Source organism: Aerococcus sanguinicola, from assembly GCF_001543145.1.
GTDB classification, from domain to species: domain Bacteria; phylum Bacillota; class Bacilli; order Lactobacillales; family Aerococcaceae; genus Aerococcus; species Aerococcus sanguinicola.
In genome coordinates this window covers 409,082-428,670 of record NZ_CP014160.1, presented here as the reverse complement: position 1 = coordinate 428,670, position 19,589 = coordinate 409,082, and the positions used below count along the sequence as shown (strand labels likewise).

At 41.8% G+C, this 19,589-nt stretch carries 18 protein-coding genes; 6 read left to right on the top strand and 12 right to left on the bottom strand.

Annotated elements, in window-relative coordinates; all coding sequences use genetic code 11:
* Positions 1–383: 383 nt before the first annotated feature.
* Genes AWM72_RS02050 through AWM72_RS02040 form a run of 3 tightly spaced genes read right to left on the bottom strand, consistent with a single transcriptional unit; the run spans position 384 to position 2,195 of the window.
* Positions 384–998 (bottom strand): ABC-2 transporter permease, encoded by a 615-nt coding sequence (locus AWM72_RS02050; RefSeq protein ID WP_067972427.1) that lies wholly within the window; start codon positions 996–998, stop codon positions 384–386.
* Entirely contained in the window at positions 999–1,814 is an 816-nt protein-coding gene (locus AWM72_RS02045) for an ABC transporter ATP-binding protein (RefSeq protein WP_067972423.1), read from the bottom strand. It abuts the gene before it with no gap.
* Positions 1,815–1,817: 3 nt separating this feature from the next.
* On the bottom strand, positions 1,818–2,195 hold the full coding sequence (locus AWM72_RS02040) for a GntR family transcriptional regulator (protein WP_067972421.1): 378 nt from the start codon (positions 2,193–2,195) through the stop codon (positions 1,818–1,820).
* 1,634 nt (positions 2,196–3,829) lie between these two features.
* Here AWM72_RS02040 and AWM72_RS02035 point away from each other — a divergent pair.
* The 4 genes from AWM72_RS02035 (at position 3,830) to AWM72_RS02020 (ending at position 12,129) form a co-directional block, all read left to right on the top strand.
* Positions 3,830–9,670, top strand: coding sequence for an Ig-like domain-containing protein (locus tag AWM72_RS02035; protein WP_067972416.1), 5,841 nt, complete (start codon positions 3,830–3,832; stop codon positions 9,668–9,670).
* Positions 9,671–9,919: 249 nt separating this feature from the next.
* Complete coding sequence (locus AWM72_RS02030; RefSeq protein WP_067972413.1) at positions 9,920–10,495, top strand: hypothetical protein; 576 nt, start codon at positions 9,920–9,922, stop codon at positions 10,493–10,495.
* 28 nt (positions 10,496–10,523) lie between these two features.
* Positions 10,524–11,039, top strand: a complete 516-nt coding sequence (locus tag AWM72_RS02025; RefSeq protein WP_158444724.1) for a signal peptidase I — start codon at positions 10,524–10,526, stop codon at positions 11,037–11,039.
* Between the two features lie 106 nt (positions 11,040–11,145).
* Positions 11,146–12,129, top strand: coding sequence for a hypothetical protein (locus AWM72_RS02020; RefSeq protein WP_067972407.1), 984 nt, complete (start codon positions 11,146–11,148; stop codon positions 12,127–12,129).
* A 397-nt stretch (positions 12,130–12,526) separates the two neighbouring features.
* On the opposite strand, the gene AWM72_RS02015 is transcribed toward AWM72_RS02020, so the two are convergent.
* The 9 genes from AWM72_RS02015 to AWM72_RS01975 all read right to left on the bottom strand — a co-directional run bounded on the left by AWM72_RS02015 (position 12,527) and on the right by AWM72_RS01975 (position 16,501).
* Positions 12,527–13,351 carry a CHAP domain-containing protein gene (locus AWM72_RS02015; protein WP_158444721.1) on the bottom strand — a complete coding sequence of 275 codons (825 nt, stop codon included), beginning with the start codon at positions 13,349–13,351 and terminating at the stop codon, positions 12,527–12,529.
* Positions 13,320–13,553, bottom strand: coding sequence for a phage holin (locus tag AWM72_RS02010; protein WP_067972401.1), 234 nt, complete (start codon positions 13,551–13,553; stop codon positions 13,320–13,322). Before AWM72_RS02010 ends, AWM72_RS02015 begins: the two co-directional genes overlap by 32 nt.
* Positions 13,544–13,810: a hypothetical protein gene (locus AWM72_RS02005; protein WP_067972398.1), complete on the bottom strand. Its 267-nt coding sequence runs from the start codon at positions 13,808–13,810 to the stop codon at positions 13,544–13,546. Before AWM72_RS02005 ends, AWM72_RS02010 begins: the two co-directional genes overlap by 10 nt.
* A 150-nt stretch (positions 13,811–13,960) precedes the next feature.
* On the bottom strand, positions 13,961–14,212 hold the full coding sequence (locus AWM72_RS02000; RefSeq protein ID WP_067972395.1) for a DUF2922 domain-containing protein: 252 nt from the start codon (positions 14,210–14,212) through the stop codon (positions 13,961–13,963).
* A gap of 22 nt (positions 14,213–14,234) precedes the next feature.
* Positions 14,235–14,432 carry a DUF1659 domain-containing protein gene (locus AWM72_RS01995; RefSeq protein WP_067972392.1) on the bottom strand — a complete coding sequence of 66 codons (198 nt, stop codon included), beginning with the start codon at positions 14,430–14,432 and terminating at the stop codon, positions 14,235–14,237.
* A 66-nt stretch (positions 14,433–14,498) separates the two neighbouring features.
* Positions 14,499–15,002: a sigma-70 family RNA polymerase sigma factor gene (locus tag AWM72_RS01990; protein ID WP_067972389.1), complete on the bottom strand. Its 504-nt coding sequence runs from the start codon at positions 15,000–15,002 to the stop codon at positions 14,499–14,501.
* 160 nt (positions 15,003–15,162) lie between these two features.
* Positions 15,163–15,648, bottom strand: coding sequence for a hypothetical protein (locus AWM72_RS01985; RefSeq protein ID WP_067972387.1), 486 nt, complete (start codon positions 15,646–15,648; stop codon positions 15,163–15,165).
* Between the two features lie 169 nt (positions 15,649–15,817).
* Positions 15,818–16,165 carry a hypothetical protein gene (locus AWM72_RS01980; protein ID WP_158444714.1) on the bottom strand — a complete coding sequence of 116 codons (348 nt, stop codon included), beginning with the start codon at positions 16,163–16,165 and terminating at the stop codon, positions 15,818–15,820.
* 93 nt (positions 16,166–16,258) lie between these two features.
* On the bottom strand, positions 16,259–16,501 hold the full coding sequence (locus tag AWM72_RS01975; RefSeq protein WP_067972380.1) for a helix-turn-helix domain-containing protein: 243 nt from the start codon (positions 16,499–16,501) through the stop codon (positions 16,259–16,261).
* A 679-nt stretch (positions 16,502–17,180) separates the two neighbouring features.
* On the opposite strand from AWM72_RS01975, the gene AWM72_RS01970 reads away from it, so the two are divergent.
* Together AWM72_RS01970 and AWM72_RS09455 are read left to right on the top strand one after the other, a co-directional pair.
* Positions 17,181–18,263 (top strand): LPXTG cell wall anchor domain-containing protein, encoded by a 1,083-nt coding sequence (locus tag AWM72_RS01970; RefSeq protein ID WP_067972378.1) that lies wholly within the window; start codon positions 17,181–17,183, stop codon positions 18,261–18,263.
* 272 nt (positions 18,264–18,535) lie between these two features.
* Complete coding sequence (locus tag AWM72_RS09455) at positions 18,536–19,393, top strand: LPXTG cell wall anchor domain-containing protein (RefSeq protein WP_180754583.1); 858 nt, start codon at positions 18,536–18,538, stop codon at positions 19,391–19,393.
* The last annotated feature ends 196 nt before the right edge of the window (positions 19,394–19,589 follow it).

Sequence of the window (19,589 nt, the reverse complement as noted above, 5' to 3'; positions counted from 1 at the left end):
AACTGCCTCTTCTCAAAAGGAAAGGCTCTTTCTCGCGGAGAAAGAGCTTCATCATAGGAAAAACTAGCAAGTTCAGCACAAATCGAAAAGCCAGGCTGCTTCTCTTGTCCGCTTGAGAGGGGAGGCAGCCTGGCTTGTTATAAATTTGGTATTAATATAGTAGGAACTGATTCAAAATAGTAGGCCTGGCTTGTTGAAACGGCATTAATCTAGAAGGTATTGCCGAATCAGATCGCGTATCAGCATTAGCGCAGGAGACAATGCCGAATCAGACTGCGTACCGGCATTATCCTGAGCGACATTGCCGAATCCCAGCACACCTGCCAGCCCCACAAGCGACCATCTAGTCGCTTTTCAGGTCAATGGGGATTACCACACAGTCACTAGAGGTCTTTTCGCTCATAGATTTTCACGGTTAGGATGAAGAGGGCGGAGGCGAGGATGAGGCAGAACAGGCTGGCGGAGAGGATGAGGAGGGTCTGGTCCATGGTCAGGAGCTGGCGGATGAGGCCTTGGACGAAGGCGCTGTTGAAGATGGACCAGCCGAATGTGATGAGGACCAGGAAGAGGGCGATGCTGACGTAGTTCATGAAGACGGGCCCGAAGAGGGTGTAGGTGAATTGGTAGCCGACAAGTAGGAAAACCGCAAGCAGGCCCAACAAGAGGACTTCAGAGAGGCTGTTGGCCGTATAGCCGGGGATCAAGGCGTTCAAGCCAATGATCGGGATGATGAGGATGGCTACTTGAATGAAGTGGGAGAGGATCTTGCCGGCGACCACTTCCTTGCGAGTGACAGGCAGGCTCTGGATCAATTGTTGGTAGGGCCGCTTGTCGTCAAGCCCGTCGATGTTTCGGATATTGAAGAGGGCGAGCATAAGGCCGAGTGACAGCGGAAACTGGCCATCTCCTACAATAAAGAGTACCAGCAGGCTCACCGCTAAGGATAGGAACAAGAGCTTGTGACCGATTTGCCAGTCTTTGTAGAGTAAGGCTTTCATTTAATGCGCTCCTTTCAAGCTATAGACCATGATTTCTTCCAGGGAGGCGGGTTCGATGAGAACTTTCTCGCCATAGAGTTCCCGGAAGGTGTCCGCTTCCTGGGTCAGGCCAACAAAGCCGGTAGAACTTTCCCTGAGCCCTGCCAGGAGCGGCCGGGTGTCGGCATCGAGCAGGTCGCTAGCCCCCTTGACCAGGCGGCCGTCCTGGATCAAGACCACATAGTCGGCAATTTTTTCCAAGTCACTAGTGATGTGGCTGGAGAAGAGGACGGTCTTGTCTTGGTCTTGGATGAGGTCATAGAGAAGGTCCAAAACTTCCGAACGAACAAGGGGGTCGAGACCGGAAGTTGGTTCATCCAGGATGATTAAGTCTGCATGATGACTCAGGGCCACCGCCAGCGACAGCTTGACCTTCATGCCCGTGGATAAGTCCTTCACCTGCTTTTTGAGAGGGAGGCAAAAGTCCTGGCAGAGCTGACGGAAAGTATCCTTATCCCACTTGGCATAAAAACCACCCACCACCTGACCAGTAGCTGCCACGGTCAAATTCTCGTAAAACACATTCTCGGGATAGACAAAGCCAATCCGGTCGCGGGCGGCCTTGCCAGCTTCCTGGTGGTCCAGGCCGAGAATTTTAATGTCGCCAGCGTCGGCTTTAACTAAATCCATAATCAGCCGGATAGTCGTCGACTTGCCCGCACCGTTGGGGCCAATAAAGCCGGTGATATAACCTTTAGGGATCTGTAAATTCATCTGGTCAATGCGGAAGTCTCCTAGATTCTTAGAAACATTGCTCAGTTCAATGGCGTAAGTCACTCCTTATTCCTCCATTCTTTCTAACAGGCGTTGGGTCAGGTCCTGGGCAGTGAGGTCGATACTCTTGGCCTTGGTCGCGATCTCCTCCAGACCCTGATCGATCTCTGCCAAAATCTTCGCTTCAATCTGGTCGGTATCTAAGTGGGCCACATAAGTCCCCTGGTAGGGCACCGTCATCAAAAAATGCTCCTGCTCGAGCTTCTCATAAGCCTTCTTAACCGTGATCACACTCACTTCTAAGTCCTTGGCCAGCTGTCTGATCGAAGGCAACTGCTCTTCCTCCTTCAACTGGCCAGACAAGATATTGCGCTTAATCTCGCTTATAATCTGCTGGTACAAGGGGTCTTTGGAAAATTTGGATAGGGTGATGTTCAAAGTCATAGCTCCTTTGTATATAGTATATGATATATATGTACAGTATATTCTGGGAGGAGATTTCTGTCAAGTTTGTTTGGAGAATGCTATTGGTGATTAAGGTAAATAGTGAATATCCTAAGCTGAGATTAATTGAGTAAAAGAGAAGAAAATAAGCTTGTTAAGAGGCTAAGCGATATCTAACTTAATAAGCGGAATATTCCGAATAATAATTGAAGCCTTTACAAAGATAAAAGTTTATGGTCTAATTTAAATGTGGCTTTGTTCCACAACTCTTCTACCGACTCTCCAAAGAAACTCACGTAAAAGTATAATAAAACCTAACATTGCGTCGGTAGATTTGGCGGTAAAGCGATTTTGCTTTACCGCTTTTTTTCAAATTTAAATTGACAATTCAAATAGATTAAAATTATTTTAATCATAATCAAATCATTTTCTTTCTTGGCGTGCATAATCAAAATGTTTACAGTGATGCCGATGGGTACTACATATCAATTATCTGTTAATACTAGATAATTGTTTATAATTATTGGTTAATTGTGAAAGGAGATTGCGATGAAGAATTCAAATTATTCAGTGTTCAAAAAAGAGTAAAAAAGAAAAGTATATGGTGGACTTTATTATGTGGTTTAGAAAATATAGGAAGATTTAGTGCTGCTGTTAGTATTCTAATAGGAGCGAGTACAACAATAAAATGTTCAAATCATGTAGTAATTGATAGCTAGTTTATAGTTATAGCTAGTATTCAACATTATACTCTTATTCTATTGGAGGAGGATAAGTATGAAAAGAGATTTAGGATTATGGATTAGATTAGGTATAATTTTTGGTTCTATTTTTGGCAGATAATATAGGGGTTGGAATAGACGTTGGTATAGCAATAGGGACTGCTATAGGTGTTTCGCATGGGGAAGACAAAAATGATAAAAATAATTAATGTATCATTAAGTATGCGAGTATTAAAAAGTTAGACTATTTCAAGGAATCGAATAACCTAGGAACATTCCTTTGTTACAATGCTCAATACCTGACTTAATAAATGGAATATTTCGAATAATAATTAAAGCCTTTACAAAAATAAAAATATATGGTTTAATTTAAGTTGTGGCACTCCTTGCGCCACAACTTGTCTACCGATTCTTCGTAGAAACTCACGTAAAAAATATGATAAATGCTAACATTTCGTCGGTAGATTTGGCGGTAAAGCAATTTTGCTTTACCGCTTTTTTTACAAATAATTGTATTTGTAAGTATTTATAAGGGCTAAAGTGTACGTTTTTTGTTTTTTGTTATCATTTATGGGTTTTAAATAAATAATAGATTGGGACTATAAGTAATTAGTCATTAAGCAATAAATTCATGCCTAAACTTCTCTATCAAAAATGTAATGATAATTTATGATGATTTTTCATCATTTAGAATTGTCATTTTTTAAAACAATAATGTACTAATCCAATTAAGAGTAGGGCCTATGAAAACGTTAATATTACGTGCTAAATTCTAGTTCTCTTATGTGTTTTTAATGAACAAAAAATGTTTTAAAAAGCTGATCGTGAAAGAATTTATTTTTTTTTTTTTTTTTTTTTACCATGGACTTATCTCAAATCAAATAAACTAATTTTGACTAGGAGGAAGTCTTTATGGTTGGAAAAAATAATACTAAGCTTAGAGAGGAAAAACAAAGTAACAAGTTTTATCGTTATTCGATTAAACGATTAAATATTGGTGTAGCCTCTGTGGCAGTTGCAGCAGGCTTACTTTTTGCTGGAAATGTCGCTGTCGTCCAAGCAGCGAGTATTCAAGAACAAGAAAAAGTCGAAGCTTCTGAAAGCGCAATTTCAGATGTGCCAATAGACGCGCCAGCAGTAGAAGATACTGTAAACAATAACGGGCTAGAAAATCCAGAAAATGAACTAAATTCTAATTTAATTCCAAACAATAGTGAACAATCAAATATGGAGTCTAGTGATGAAACAAGTCCATTAGACAATAATTCGAAAGAAGAGAAAAATGATACAAAAACACCTGTTGAAGTAAATACACAGGATAAACAACCTGAAGAATTAACTGTTGATTCTAATCATAATGAAGACAAAGAAAAAAATAAGACACAAGATATTAATGAACCTTCTAGTGAAAAATCTTCGGTAGCTGATTCTAAGGAGAAGGCTATCCTAGAAGAAAATCAACAGAGAAATGCCCATCAAAACGCTGTTAAGAATGAAAATACGAGCGATACCAATCAACAAGCAGCGCTCGATGATTTCGCAAAAGAACTTGCAGCTTCTGATAATCCCAAGCAGGTCTTACGTTCTAAATTAGCGGAAGTTTATGATCCGAAAGATGTTGAAGGTTTACTCGCTGAGATTAATCCTCAAAATATAAGCAATGGCTTAAGTTTGAGAGAGGAATTAACAAAAGCAGCTTTAGCCTATGCAGAGAGCCATCGCTTACGTGAAAAAGGACAAATTTTTGCGGTTTTACCTACCAGCAGCTGGTCTGTTCGTGGAGGACAGAATGTCGCAAACCAAATTCAAGTGACTAATGCTGACTTTAAGCAACTTGATGGTAGTAATCGTGAAACAGACTATGTTCATGATAATGAAGGTGGCTATGCTCGTCTTGATGTCGATATCGCAGTCTCCGGGCAAGTGCAAGCAGGGGACTACTTTATTCTTGATTATGGTCAATATCTAAGACCGGGTGGCCTTAATATCCCAGCAACTCCTAAAGATTTAATCGGTCCTGGTAATGCAGTTGTTGCTAAAGCTTACTATGACGCTGATCAGAACCGAGTGATTTACCGCTTTACAGACTGGGTGAATGGTAAGAATAATATAAGAGCTGCTCTACGCCAAGGGACTCAGCCTTTCTACGATAAGATTACAGATAATTTCAAGAATTATCCTGTCACCGTGACGATTGCAGGAACACCATACACAGAAAATATTGCCTACCACTTTAATAATATCAACGGTGACGCTACCAATAATAAATATCGAGCGGTTGATGGAACGCACGTTGAGACGAATCGAACAGATCCCAACCACTATACAGCCAAAGAAGTTTGGTATATCAACCGTGACGGACGTAATATGAACCATGGACCACACACGATTCTCTTTGAATCAAATACTAGTAATCTGGAATCCATGAAGGTTTATGAGGTCTTGGACGATCGTGCCTTTACGGATAGCTTTAATCCGGAAGTAAATCCGCGCTATGTTCGTGAAGTTTCTGGAAGATCTTATCAAGATTCTGAAGGTGTACGCTTTAATGTAGGTAATGGGCCAGCTACTGGTAAGAAGTATATCGTTTATACGGTGACTAGTCCGAAAAACCAACAAGCTAATCAACGGATTAACAGCGAAATGCATTTGACGCTTAGAAACAAAAATAATGAGTCTAATTCTAGAGAGCATTGGAAAACCTTAACGATTTCAACAACTCATAGTTCATCTGCCGCTTCAGGTCAGAATACACCTGGGATCTTTGTTGAACGTCACCGCTATGAAACCGTTGATGAGAACGGCCGTGTCGTGAGTGTTGACGATACGATTACAGAAACTCCGCAATATGGGACCGTCAACGAGCAATACACAACAGGTGCGGAAAATCGTCCAGGTTATACCTTCGTTCGAACCGAAGCTCCAAGAAATAATCCGACTTATTCGCCAGATGGACGGACAACCAGTGGAAACTTTAAAGCAGGTATGACCCAAGAAATCACTTATGTTTACCAAAGAAGACAACAACAAGTTGAGACTGGCCCTGCTTATGAAATGACGGTTGAAGATTCTTCATATCCAACAGAATTCCGCTATGATCCTTCTCTTCCGGCAGGTCAGATTCGTGAAATTCGTCCAGGACAAGATGGCCGTGTACGAGTTCTTTATGAACATGTGAATCCAGAAAACGTTCCTGGCTTCAATCCTAATAACTTTAGATATATGCGGGGTCAATACTGGCGGGAAGTTTCTCGTGAAGTTGTTCAAGAGCCACAAAGTCAAATCTTTGGGTATAATTTTGAAGCAATTACTGAAACTAAGACCAATCCTGACGGCAGTGTCACCATTATCTACAACACTGGACGACGGGTGGAAATTCCAGCAGCTAAACCTAAGGAACCATTGCTACCAAGTAAACCGATTGTTGAAACGACACGGGTAACCGACCGACACCCAGAAACTGGCAAGGAAGTGAGAGGCTCTCGAGTTACGATTAAGATCTTCAATCCGAATACTAACCAGTTTGAAGATGAGAAGGTTATCTTTATCCCAGATGGGCAAGACGGGACGGATGGAAACAACGGCACCAATGGAACTTCTGTAACCGCTAAGACTGAACGTGGTAAAGAAAATCCAGCCGATCCTAATAGTCCAAGCGGTTCATGGATCCGTGTTTATAAGGTGAACCCAGACGGAAGTCAAGGTGAGTTAATCTCTGAAACCTTCGTCAAAGATGGCGAAAAAGGTGATCCAGGTGAGCAAGGTCCACAAGGTGAGAAGGGTGAACAAGGTACCCCAGGCCAAGATGGTCAAGACGGCCGAGACGGAAAATCTGTTCTAGCTAAGACCGAACGCGGCACCAAAGCCGATGAAACAGGTAAAGACCGTCCAGGCACATGGGTAATCGTTCACGAAGACACCAACAATAACGGTCAAGTTGACCCAGGCGAACGTGAAATCAGCCGTGAATTCATCTTCGATGGTACAAACGGTACCGACGGTAAAGATGGTAAGACGCCAATCGTTGAAAGTGAACGCGTTGAAAAAGATCCAAATGATCCAAACTCTGAATCTGGTGTGAAGATCATTGTCAGAGACCCAGAAACCAATGACATCATCAAAGAAATCTTCGTCAAAGACGGCGAAAAGGGTGATCCAGGTGAGCGTGGCGAACAAGGTCCTCAAGGCCCACAAGGTGAGAAGGGTGAACAAGGTACCCCAGGCCAAGATGGTCAAGACGGCCGAGACGGAAAATCCGTCCTAGCTAAGACCGAACGGGGAACCAAAGCCGATGAAAGTGGTAAAGATCGCCCAGGTACATGGGTAATCGTTCACGAAGACACCAACAATAACGGTCAAGTTGACCCAGGTGAACGTGAAATCAGCCGTGAATTCATCTTCGATGGTACAAACGGTACCGACGGTAAAGATGGCAAGACGCCAATCGTTGAAAGTGAACGTGTTGAAAAAGATCCAAATGATCCAAACTCTGAATCTGGTGTGAAGATCATTGTGAGAGACCCAGAAAGCAACGAAATCATCAAAGAAACCTTCGTCAAAGATGGCGAAAAAGGTGAAAAGGGTGACCAAGGTACTCCAGGTCAAGATGGTCAAGACGGAAAAGATGGTAAATCATCTTATGTACACGTCGTGAATGGACCAAACGAAGCCGGAGAATCAGGCAGCTGGATTATCACTTACTTCGATAAGAACGGTGACGGCCAATTCACTTCTGATGAAATTGTCTCTACTGAATTTGTAGCCGATGGGAAAGATGGCCAAGACGGTAAGGACGGCAAGTCAGTGACTGTTTCTACAGAACCAGGTCATTTCCAAGGTCAAGATGGTGTTTGGATCATTGTTCAAGATAGTGTAACAGGTAAAGAACTCGATCGAGACTTTGTTGCCAACGGTAAAGATGGCAAGGATGGCAAGTCTGCAGATATTAAGACAGAAGCATTGGTAGATCCGAATGGCCAAGAAATTGGTTATAAGATTACTATTACCCATCCAGATGGGTCAGAAGAAACTCGTCTGATTAAACATGGGAAAGATGGTAAGGATGGAAAAGATGGTCGCGATGGGAAATCCATTATTGCGACAACGGAACGTGGCGACCATAAAGGACAATCAGGTGCTTGGTTGATTATCCGCGATAGAGAGACCCTTCAAGAAATTGACCGTGAATTTATTGCTGATGGTCAAGATGGTAAATCAGCTGATATCTCATCACGAGAAACTGCAGAAGGTCTAGAAATCACCATCCACCATGCCAATGGAACAAGCCATACACACATCATTCGTGACGGTAAAGACGGCAAGTCTATAACTGCATCAACTGAACCTGGTACCTTCAACGGACAGTCAGGTATGTGGTTGATTATCCGTGACCGTGACACGGGCCAAGAATTAGACCGTCAATTTGTGCGCGATGGCAAGGATGGACAGGACGGAAAAGATGGGAAATCACCGCTTCTAAGTACTGAAAAGATCCTTGATTCTGATGGTAAAGAAATCGGCTTAAGTATTAAGATAACGCATCCAGATGGCTCGACTGAAACACATACCATCTACCATGGTCGCGATGGCAAGGATGGTCAAGATGGTCAAACCCCACAAATCCGTACTGAAAAAGGCAAAGATAGCCAAGGCAATGTGGGCAGATGGTTGATTATCGAAGACGGTCATGGCAATGAAATCGTTCGTGAATTCATCCGTGATGGTCAAGATGGTAAGACCCCTTCTGCTAAAGTAGAACCTGGTAAGAATGAACATGGGGATAGTGGCCAATGGATTATTATCTTCGATGGAGATGGTAATGAAGTTTCACGCGAATTCGTTCGTGACGGCAAGGATGGCCAAGACGGTCGCTCACCAAGTCTTGAAACAGTTCCTGGTAAGGATGCAGATGGTGACAGTGGTCTATGGGTGATTGTTAAAGATCCAGAAGGTAAGGAATCGAGCCGTCACTTTATCAGAGACGGTAAAGATGGCAGAGGAATTAAGAAGATCTATAGTAAAGATGGTCGATTAACGATTGTGTTTACGGATAATACAAAAGAAATCCTTGAAATTCCATGTTGCCAACCTAAGTCAGAGGATCCGAAACCAGAGGATCCAAAATCAGAAGATCCTAAGCCAGAAGATCCTAAGCCAGAAGATCCTAAGCCAGAAGATCCTAAGCCAGAAGATCCTAAGCCAGAAGATCCTAAGCCAGAAGATCCTAAGCCAGAAGATCCTAAGCCAGAAGATCCGAAACCAGAAGATCCGAAACCAGAAGATCCTAAGCCAGAAGATCCGAAGCCAGAAGATCCTAAGCCAGAAGATCCTAAACCAGAAGATCCTAAGCCAGAGGAACCTAAGCCAGAAGATCCGAAACCAGAAGATCCTAAGCCAGAAGATCCGAAGCCAGAAGATCCTAAGCCAGAAGATCCTAAACCAGAAGATCCTAAGCCAGAAGATCCTAAGCCAGAGGAACCTAAGCCAGAAGATCCTAAGCCAGAGGGACCTAAGCCAGAAGATCCAAAAGCCCAAGATTCAAACCTAGAAAACTCTAAGACTAGAGATGGCTACACGATTACTGGAGAAACAACTTCATTTAACCGTAAGCAAGCAAAAGAAAAACAAAGTGTAGTTGCTAATAGCCGCTTACCTCAAACAGGTGCAGTGGCTGGTATGTCTGCTGGAGCAATTGCAATTAGTCTATTTGTAGGTGTTGGTAGCTTAGTACTAGGTAGAAGAAAGAGAAAATAGAGCATTGTTTATAATAAAAGAAAGGAGATAATAAAAACTATAAAAATAGGCTATAGAACTAGCCAATAAAATAATCCGTCAATAACGTTGTAAAAGGCAGCGTTATTGGCGGATTTTATTTTTTGTAAATATCCATTAATTTTACAATAATAGAAACTACTTATTCATAAATTTCCTTGTTTTTATGTAAATGCTTAGGTATACTAAATATAATAGTAGATAAAAGTTTTTATGAGGAGGAAAATATTAATGGAAGAAAAGGAAAATAAAAAGAAAAAATCTTTACTTTGGTTACTATTATTTCTTTTACTAGGTGTAACCATTGGTGGCGTATATACTTATTGGGTCGGTAATGTAGGTGGCCCCAATGACCAGTCACAGCAAGAAACAGTTGTGATTGGTGAAGGGGAATCCATTGCGACACAATTAGACGTTAGCAAAACTTTAGCAAATGAAGGGAAAAAATTAGTTCCCCAAGGAAAAGCTAATGTAAGTGTCGGAGGTACGGAACAAAATGTTGAAAGCTTCCAAGTTACCTATACTGTAAAATGGCAAGAATCTGGTGATAAAAATATTATCGATGCAGATGACGCGATCAATCGTACTCTGAGTGTTACCGGAACTGGTGAAATTGAAGGGGCGCAAGCTGCAAACAATGAGCTAGTGAACTTATCCATTGATCCATCCACAGCAGAAATTACAGCAGATGGTGAAGCCGTTGAGGTTAGAGTGACGGTTACATTAACTGAACCTAGAGATAAAGCTCAGTATGATGATATAGTAGGTAAAAATATCCTAGTTAACCTAAACTTCAGTGTTGAATAGGTTTGCTATGTTATATCGATGCATTCAGATGATAAGGAAAGCTTTAGCTTTCCTTATCATCTTCTTTATAGGTTTTTATTTTACGGTGAATCACTTGGATCCCTATTTAGCTATTAATACATTTGGTTTTAAGCCTTTTATCGTTAAAACTGATTCGATGGAGCCTAAATTTTATCCTGGTGACATTGTGATTGTTGAGCCAGTCGATCAAGAGGACTTGCAGGCAGGCGATATCATTGCCTTTGAACTTTCTGATCGTTTTTATGTGGTGCATTCCATTGCAGATATACAGACGAGTCAGTCTGGAAAAATTATTTTTAAAACAAAACCTTTCAGCGTCACTGACAAGAAACTGTGGGATTACTGGGGAATTCAATCTAATCAAATTTTGGGTCAAGCGAACCATGTGATCCCTAAATTAGGCCATGTCGTTCTGTTTCTGAGGTCAAAAGTTGGTCTCGGCACAATGACGCTATCTGCTGTTATTGTTTGGTTAATTTGTCGAATAAGCGGTCGGGAGGAGAGAAGATATGAAAAAAATTAAAATCTTATTACTTCTTGGCCTGATGACTATTTTGACTCCCAATATATGGGCTTACTGGTCAAGTCATTTAGAGAATCCTCAAGCGCAATCCTAAACAGGGAATGTTGTGATTGGCAAATGGATCTATTCAGATTTAAGTAATCGCAAAGTCATTTACTTAGATCTCAATGCACCTGACACTTGGCCAGATCGAATAGAAGAGGGGACCATTGTTATCGTTGAAGATAATAATGAGAATTTACTGGTTTATGAAACCCTTCATTCTATTGATCGAACAGACCAGCGTTTTAATCCAACGCAACCGAATACCAACTGGGCTCAGCCGATGATCTATAGTGAAAATACGGCAGAATATCGCTGGTTCCACCATTATTACAATGGCGATATCGTTATATTTAATAAGGCATATTATCGTTACACTGGGAGTATTCCCCACAACCCTAATACGATTACTCAAACGCCACCCTCTCCAAATTCAAATCGTTGGGAACACCTTCCCAAAACTTGGACCGTTGACCCTTGGTTCCGCTATGTTCTCTATAATGAAGGGGATATTGTCTCTTACAAAGGGAAGTTGTATGAAAGTACAGTGAGTGGAAATAGTAACTTTGAGCCAGATTTAGAGAATAACCCTTGGCGAGTTGTAGGAACAGCTTGGTCCATCGCTCCATATGCTGGTCTTTCGATGGAGGAAGAAGGTGAGAAAGAATGGCAGGAAGATAAACTTTATCATAAAGGCGATCAAGTCCTCCTAAACAATGAACGCTATATCCTATCAGCTGATCGTTCGCAGGGGGAACTTCCTTCAGACTTTCCCAACATCTGGGAAAAATTAGAAGAGGAGAAATTAGAAGAGGAGAAATTAGAGCCTGAACAATCAGAACCAAATACTAGTCCTCAAGACAATGCCCCTAAAGCTGATCAAGGAACTCTCTGGAAAGAGGGGCAAGAATATCACCAGGGAGAAATTGTTGTTTATAAGGAGATTCCTTACCAATTAATAGCGGATTATTCGGTCGATGATATTCCAGACCAGAATCCGAATATATGGCAGGTCATCGAATTCGAAGATGAAGGGGGATCAGACTAAAAAAATGACTGACAATGATTAACGAAATTGATTGATGAGAAAAGTCTCTATAGTGAATCAATGAGCCATTTGGCTTGCTATAGAGTTTTTTCTTGGAAATTCTAAGGGTACAGAATAGGTGACTTCAAATAATTCATGTTTTTGGTTAATCTGCTCAATTTATAGCAGAACTGTACTATATCAGATGGTTAGACTACTAAAGATGAAGTCTCATTAGCCATTAAAAATCCTATTAAACCTTGGTTAATGAGGGATAATAGATAAGAGTTAAGTAATATTAAAAGAGCCGGATCATCTTCCTTATTTCTCCTGCCATCTATTGTTTGACAGAGATAGGAGAATGTAATCTGGCTCTCGGCTTTCTATTATTCTTATACGCTAGTAGTCAGAGTGAGGATTAAGGGTAAGCAACATCTTGCTCAAGAAGCCAACCTAGGTACGCACCTGGAGTCGCAAGCAGGTAAGCTTTCTGACTGCGGCTCTGCTTGACAGGCTTTTCATTAACTACCTTATAGGTCTTACCTAAAACTTTAGGATGGATGCGTTCACCTGTCTGCCAATGGGTGGCGTGCTGGGCGATGGTGACCTCTTTGGCGTCACGTAACTTGACCAAGTTATTAACCGCCTGCTGGATAGTTATCGGATTGTGACCAGCGGATTTGAGGCGACGAATGCGGTCGCTACCGTTGCCCCATTTGGCATCAAGGACTTCTTTAGCTAATTCGTAGTCTTTGACGCTAGGTTTGGCATTTGAACCATAGTGAGGCCGGGCGTAACCTTTGATTCTCCAGTCATTCCATCTATATCTATTTCGCCTTACCATGTTAGCAGAATTCCCTTCGATAGTGGTTATTTGACCAGCTGAAACACTTTCGACAAAGCCAATATGGTCCGCAAAACCGGCGCCATCCCAATCAAAGCTAATGATATCGGCCGATTTGGGATAAGTTCGTCCCAACCAGATTCCTAGCTGGTTGAAGCGATGGATGTGACGCTGGACGCCACATTCGCGTCCGATAAGATGCGAAGCTCCGACTTCATCAGCGACTGCTGTGACGAAGGCGTCGCACCAGTCATCGGCATAGGTCATTGTATAGCCAACGGGACGCGGCAAGATACTGTTGTAGCGGTCGATGAGATCTTTATGAGTGGGGGACCATTGGCGAACACCCAAATACTTACGAGCACAATTAAGGATATCTTGGCTGCTGACCATGGCCATTCCCTCCTCCATAATAATGATGACTTGAAATTTGTAATATCGTTCCTAAAAAAGCAGTTCCTAAGTTGATAAGGGTCACCCAGACGTCAACGGCATCCCAATAAAGGACCTCGCCAATCCCTTTGACGAGAACTGCTAGAGCAGGTAAGAAGATTAGGACCAACCACTTAGCCTTGTCGTAGGCATCATTATTTAAGAACATGTCTCCACCTCCATCTCTTTTAGAGCGGCTTTAAATTTCTGAATGGCTTCCTGCTGAATTTTAATCTGATAGCCCTGGCAAGCGACTTCCTGGGCTAATTCTTGGCGGGCTCGGAGCTGTTGGTCTAAGCTTTCTTGAATACTGTCGATGCGTTGAATGAGGTCATGGATAGCAGTAATCAACTTAACTAGGCGGTGAATGAGAGTTACTAGGGTTAAGATGGCTCCTGCCAAACTTCCAAGTTCAATAATTGTCATAGGCTAGTACCTCCTGGTATAAGAATGCATAAAATTGAAGAGTCATGAGCTCCTGGACAAACTATAAGTCGTGGGCTGATTGTCAGGATTAAATAGGGGAACAGATATTAAAAGCCCCGCTGAATACCAGCGAGGCCTGAGCGAGTGGACCTAGGCTAGAGGTTCTTCTCCAGCTACATAAACTTCGTCAACTTGGCGAGTGACATAGCGAGCGGAGACCGCTTCATCATAGACAATGGTGCCCTCTGGTGTTACGAAGGCTTCTGCTCCAGCGATAGTTTCAATAGCAGCTTGAGCTTGCTCTGCTGTAACGTCCAAGCGTGGATTAGCGATGCTGATTCGAGTCGACTTTCCGAGTGAGTTCTTGAAATTGAGTTCAAGATTTTGTGTCACTTCTGGCATCTTATATTCCTCCTTTTAAATCTTAAGCAAATACGTTAGTGACAATTTCTGCAACACCGAAAATGTCGTAGGTTGACAGGCTGTTGTAGGCTTCTTTAACTGCATTTGCCTCTTCACTTGTCACAGCTTCTTTTAAGTTGTTGATATGGATTTTCTTGTCCTTACCCTCCTCGGTATCGAAGCCGATGAGTTGCAGACGGGCGCTTTCAAATGATTTCATTTTTGTTTCCTCCTTTTTTCTGATGTCATGCATGACACCTTAAGAACGAAAAATGCTGAGTGAATGTCAAGGTCGAAGAATGTGAGCTAGGGGAAGAAGTTTCTGGCGGATATTTTTGAGTCTGGAATGTACGGCTTGGCGAGATACGCCATCAGCTTCGGCGATGCTGGCGAGAGAGTGGCCAGCTTGTAAGTGAAGGACTGTCTGGTATTCTTTGGTAGTAAGTAACTTTTTGGCATGAGATAGAAAAACTTGGACTTCTAGAGAGTATTCACGCTGGGCCTCGTCCTTGAGGTAGTGGAGCTCCTCTAGGGAACTGGCAGCCTGTGGTAAACGACGTAAGAGATCTAGGCAGTACCAGGACAAGGCTCGTTTGAGGTAAGCTGTAAAGCGGAAGCGGTCCGACTGGAGAATATCTCCCTCGAAAGCTTCAGCAACCTTAAGGGCTTTGAGTCGGAGTTCCTGGAGCAAGTCTTCGTAGTCTGCGTGATAGGGTGCAATGGAGAAGCGAGCGAGTACGTGGTGGAAAAGAGGCGTAAACTGGTCAAGGATAGCAGTTGAATCAGACATAGGGGCTCCTTTCTTGGTCAGGTCATGTGGTCTAACTTTATGATAAGGGAGCCCTGTCGCTTTTGCATTAGCTCCTTTTTAGCAAATTTGTATCAAAAGTGAGCATAAAAAAAGCAGGTTATCCTGTCGATAACCTGCAAGCTAGTCGATAATTAGTGGTCTAGCCCAGTGACGGTCGGAATTCAGCGGGGGATTCAGGGGCTAGTCCTCTGGCGTAGGCGTAAATAGTTTCTGGGAAGCTGAGGTCAAATACCGTCTCTGTCATGGACCACAAGGCGTAGAGCAAGTGGTTAAGAGGGTGGTAGATCAGGCCTTCGTTACGTAGCTCCTTAACTAGGAGTCCGAGCTCGCGATTGACTGAAAGTCCCTCCACATAGCGGTAGGAGAGCTCAAGCTTGATCTTAGTCAGGCGAGATAGGGTGTAGAGCTGGACGAAAGCTTCCCCAATTCGCTTCTCGATGAGAGGAAGATGGATCTCCGTCTCAAGATCATAGAAGCATTCCACTAGGCCGAGTGCGAGGTCACTCGTCGTGGGATAGTCCGCTAGAATAACTTCTTCGAGATTTTCGATTTGCGTGATGGTTTGAGCAAAAAGCAAGCGTTCGATAAATTTTTCGCTGTCTACCAAGAAAAGATCTTCGTTCATTTGGGCCTCCTTGATTAATTTAATTAATTTTGTCAATACGTAATTGTATAATTAGTCTTTTGTTAATTAGTATTTTGTTACTTAGTACTTAGTAGTCGCTGGTTTCCAGTAACTAGCTTTCCTAGTTACTGGAAACCTAGATATAGGCTTGCAAGTATCAAGCTTTTGTTTAACGTCCCATTCGGTAGAGAGGGCGTTCGTAGACAACAGTTTCCCAGTATTTAATGCGCTGGCCAGCTCCGTTACGAACGGGATTGCGTTCGATATAACCCTGTTTGACTAGCTCCGTCCAACCACTACGAAAAGAAGTTTTTCCGTCAGTGGCCTGAGCCTTAACTGTTTCTATTCGGATCACCCAATCATCAGGGAGGGAGAGCAAGTAGGCCAAGATACCTTTTGCTTTCCAGGACAAATCGGAGCGATGTAGAAAATCATTGTCTATCACCGAGTAATTACTGGTTTTCTTAATCCGAAAATAAGACGTTTGGGGGCTAGGGCAGATATGCTTAATCATCAATTGAACCTCCTAGGTGTTGATGTAAGGATTGAAAATAGCGTATAAAAGCAATATTTTGACTCATTATTTGAGAATTAATGAGCATAGGAGATACTAGAGCACACGTTCGCCTCGAATTGAATTGATTGTCACGACGAGTTCGTCGGCGGATCCCAAGTAGATGTGTTCCTTCTCCATCTGGTAGAGATAGCACAAGTTTTCGAGCACCTGACAAGGCATGGAACTGCTGTCCCGCTCATAGCGACGTAAAGTCTGAACATGGATTCCACAAAAATCGGCAACAGTTTCTGCTGAAAGCCCGCAGTTAATTCGGCAAGCTTTAATGGAAAATTTCATATTAAAAGGTCCTCCATTCAATCAGTTTCTGATAATGAGACATCAATAATTCATAAGCTATACGACATTATAAAGCGCGCTTAAATTTAATATAGCTAAAACCAAAATTATTTTCAAGGAATCATATAACCAATGTATAAAAATAGTGAATATTTGCTCACTTTTTGAGCATTAGGATATCAAAAATAGAAGTATAGCGCTCCTTTATAAAGCGACTCTTATGAATTATTCTAAAAGTTTATAGTCAAAGTTAATCCAATATGAACAATTAATGGTTTTAATTATTTATTTCAGTGTTACTCTCTTAATTTTTTCAGACTGTTCAGGAGTAAATTTTATCTATTCAGGAATGAAAAGATGAAAAGGCTTCAGAAAGTGAAGAAAAGGTGAAGATTAGCTTGCTTTTTAATTCGATATGCATTAAACTCGTCATGTACATAAGATTGGTTCAGTCAATGTTATGGTGCTCTTAATGTAATAGTAAATCTTCAAAATTAGGAACAGGAAAGAAAAAAATAACAAGTTTCATGAATTATTTATGATTTTTATGTGACTAATTTAGAATTTTACGTTATACTAAGGGTGTGTAGGGAGAGGAACAAATTCATTACTGAATTTAAACTCTACATTAAGTAATCGTTACTAGAAATTTTTGACTAAAGTCAAGGAGGAAATATCTATGAAAAACTTGAAAAAAGTTCTATTAACATCAGTTGCTACAACTGCTGCTGCAGGTGCATTCTTTGCAGCTAACGCTGACGTTGCACAAGCAGCTCCAGCATTTACACCAGAAACTAATGCAGATGGTGTTCCAGTATTACCAGAAGAAACTCCTGAACAAGCTGCTGCTCGTAAAGCTGCACAAAAACAAGTTGAAGAAAACTTACAAAAATCTGCTCAAGAAGCAGAAACTAAACCTTCTAACAATGCACCAGTTCCTGATGTAATGTTCGAAACTCCTGGAAGTGAAGAAAACACTACTACAACTCCAGAAACTAAACCAGAAACTGGAAAAGTTGATACCGCTCAAAACGAAAAGGGCTATGCTACTGCACAAGAAGCAGAAGAAGCTGCTAAGAATGACCCTACTTACGTTGAAGGTGCAGAAATTAAAATTTCTGAATCTATGACAAATGGCGAAAAAACATATCACTATGTTATTTCACCTAATGTAGATACTAAGAATGAATTACCAGAATCACCATATGAATATGAAGCAGAAACTAAAGAAGCTGCTATCGAAATTGGTGAAGCTATGCTTAAACGTTCTAAATTAGAAGGAACTGCTTTAGCACAAGTTAACAACCATGTTGATGCTGTTCAAACTGCTTCAGGTAAATGGACGCCAAGCTTCAGCTTTGTAGAAAAAGAAGAAACTCCAGCTGAAGAAGATAACAAGAAGCCTGCAGACAAGAAAGACGAAAAAGCCGAAGATAAGAAAGATCCTAAGGCTGAAGATAAGAAAGACAACAAATCAGAAGCTGGAAAAGAAGATCCTAAGGCTGAAGACAAGAAAGACAACAAAAAAGCTGGCAAATCAGACAAACAAGTTGCTGCTGATAAGAAAGTAGCGGCTAAGAAATCTGAAGCTGTTAAAGCTAACGGTAACAAAGATGTAGCTAAGAAAGAAGCTGCTAAGAAAGCTAAATCTACTTTACCTAAGACTGGTGCCGTAGCTTCTGCAGCTCCTGCTGTATTAGGCTTAGCCTTAGCTTCTGTTGGTACTGCCTTCGCATTTGGTAAGAAGAAAGAAGACAAATAAGTCTTTCCCTTTTAAATCGAATGACACTTAGCTAAATATGATCGAACGAGATAGGCAAGGGCTTCGGCTCTTGCCTTTTTTATTCTTCTTATATATCGAAATATTTGATTATTTATGAAATGCGGTAGAATCAAGCTTTCATCTGATTGTGAATTTTCCTAGAAGATTTTTCTTTCTCTTGTAATCGACAATGGGGTATGATTTGAACTAGGCAAGAGCCAAGGTCGTGTCCTGGGTTCGCCGAATAAAAATTTTATCTTATGAGAGGATGTATGAATATGAACTTCAAAAAAGTTTTATTAACATCAGTCGCTACTACCGCTGCCGCAGGGGCATTATTTGCAACTAGCTTACAAGTTGCTGAAGCTGCTCCAGCTTACACTGCTCCAGTTGACAAAGACGGTAACATCATTCTTGGTGGCAACGCAGACGTTAACCCAGCAGATACTAACACTGACAAACCAGCTGACACTCCTACAGACAAACCAGCAGACAAACCTGCTGCAACACCTGATGCTTCAAACCAATTCAAAACATCTGTAGACGCTGATGGCGTTCCTACAAGTGTATCTGGTAAACCAGCTGTAGAACAACAAGAAGAAGTTAAAGCTGAAGATCCTAACTATTCACCATACGAATACGAAGCAGAAACTAAAGAAAAAGCTATCGAAATTGGTCAAGCAATGTTAGACCGTTCTAAATTAGAAGGCACTGCATTAGCACAAGTTAACAACCATGTTGATGCTGTTCAAACTGCTTCAGGTAAATGGACTCCAACTTTCAGCTTCGTAGAAAAAGCTGCTAAAGAAGACAAAAAAGCAGAACCTAAGAAAGAAGACAAGAAAGCAGATCCTAAGAAAGACGCTAAAGTAGAAGATAAAAAAGCTGTTGACAAGAAAGCTGTTAAACCAGCTGCCAAAGCAGACGCTAAAAAAGCTGCCGACAAGAAAGTAGCGGCTAAGAAAGCTGACGCTGTTAAAGCTAACGGTAAGAAAGAAGCTGCTAAGAAAGCTAAATCTACCTTACCTAAGACTGGTGCCGTAGCTTCTGCAGCTCCTGCTGTATTAGGCTTAGCCTTAGCTTCTGCTGGTACTGCTTTAGTATTCGGTAAGAAGAAAGAAGAAAAATAATTCTTTCTTAATTGAATAAGAAGCGAAAACCTTAGCATGATATGATCGGACGAGATAGGCAAGGGCTCCGGCTCTTGTCTTTTTTTATGGCTTTGGGTGAAAGGAGGGTGGTTGGTCTTCGGCAGTGGCGGCGAACTTGCGAAGGGGAGGGGCATTCGCAAGTAGCTGGTGCTCTACTTGCAAACAGAGGGGGCAT

Bases quoted from the DNA above. Each gene is read 5' to 3' on its own strand.
- AWM72_RS01970 (WP_067972378.1), top strand. From the start codon at position 17,181: ATGAAAAACTTGAAAAAAGTTCTATTAACATCAGTTGCTACAACTGCT.
- AWM72_RS02010 (WP_067972401.1), bottom strand. From the start codon at position 13,553: ATGTTCTTAAATAATGATGCCTACGACAAGGCTAAGTGGTTGGTCCTA.
- AWM72_RS01990 (WP_067972389.1), bottom strand. From the start codon at position 15,002: ATGTCTGATTCAACTGCTATCCTTGACCAGTTTACGCCTCTTTTCCAC.
- AWM72_RS01985 (WP_067972387.1), bottom strand. From the start codon at position 15,648: ATGAACGAAGATCTTTTCTTGGTAGACAGCGAAAAATTTATCGAACGC.
- AWM72_RS02035 (WP_067972416.1), top strand. From the start codon at position 3,830: ATGGTTGGAAAAAATAATACTAAGCTTAGAGAGGAAAAACAAAGTAAC.
- AWM72_RS02050 (WP_067972427.1), bottom strand. From the start codon at position 998: ATGAAAGCCTTACTCTACAAAGACTGGCAAATCGGTCACAAGCTCTTG.
- AWM72_RS02015 (WP_158444721.1), bottom strand. From the start codon at position 13,351: ATGGCCATGGTCAGCAGCCAAGATATCCTTAATTGTGCTCGTAAGTAT.
- AWM72_RS01995 (WP_067972392.1), bottom strand. From the start codon at position 14,432: ATGAAATCATTTGAAAGCGCCCGTCTGCAACTCATCGGCTTCGATACC.
- AWM72_RS02040 (WP_067972421.1), bottom strand. From the start codon at position 2,195: ATGACTTTGAACATCACCCTATCCAAATTTTCCAAAGACCCCTTGTAC.
- AWM72_RS02000 (WP_067972395.1), bottom strand. From the start codon at position 14,212: ATGCCAGAAGTGACACAAAATCTTGAACTCAATTTCAAGAACTCACTC.
- AWM72_RS02025 (WP_158444724.1), top strand. From the start codon at position 10,524: ATGATAAGGAAAGCTTTAGCTTTCCTTATCATCTTCTTTATAGGTTTT.
- AWM72_RS02005 (WP_067972398.1), bottom strand. From the start codon at position 13,810: ATGACAATTATTGAACTTGGAAGTTTGGCAGGAGCCATCTTAACCCTA.
- AWM72_RS02030 (WP_067972413.1), top strand. From the start codon at position 9,920: ATGGAAGAAAAGGAAAATAAAAAGAAAAAATCTTTACTTTGGTTACTA.
- AWM72_RS01975 (WP_067972380.1), bottom strand. From the start codon at position 16,501: ATGAAATTTTCCATTAAAGCTTGCCGAATTAACTGCGGGCTTTCAGCA.
- AWM72_RS09455 (WP_180754583.1), top strand. From the start codon at position 18,536: ATGAATATGAACTTCAAAAAAGTTTTATTAACATCAGTCGCTACTACC.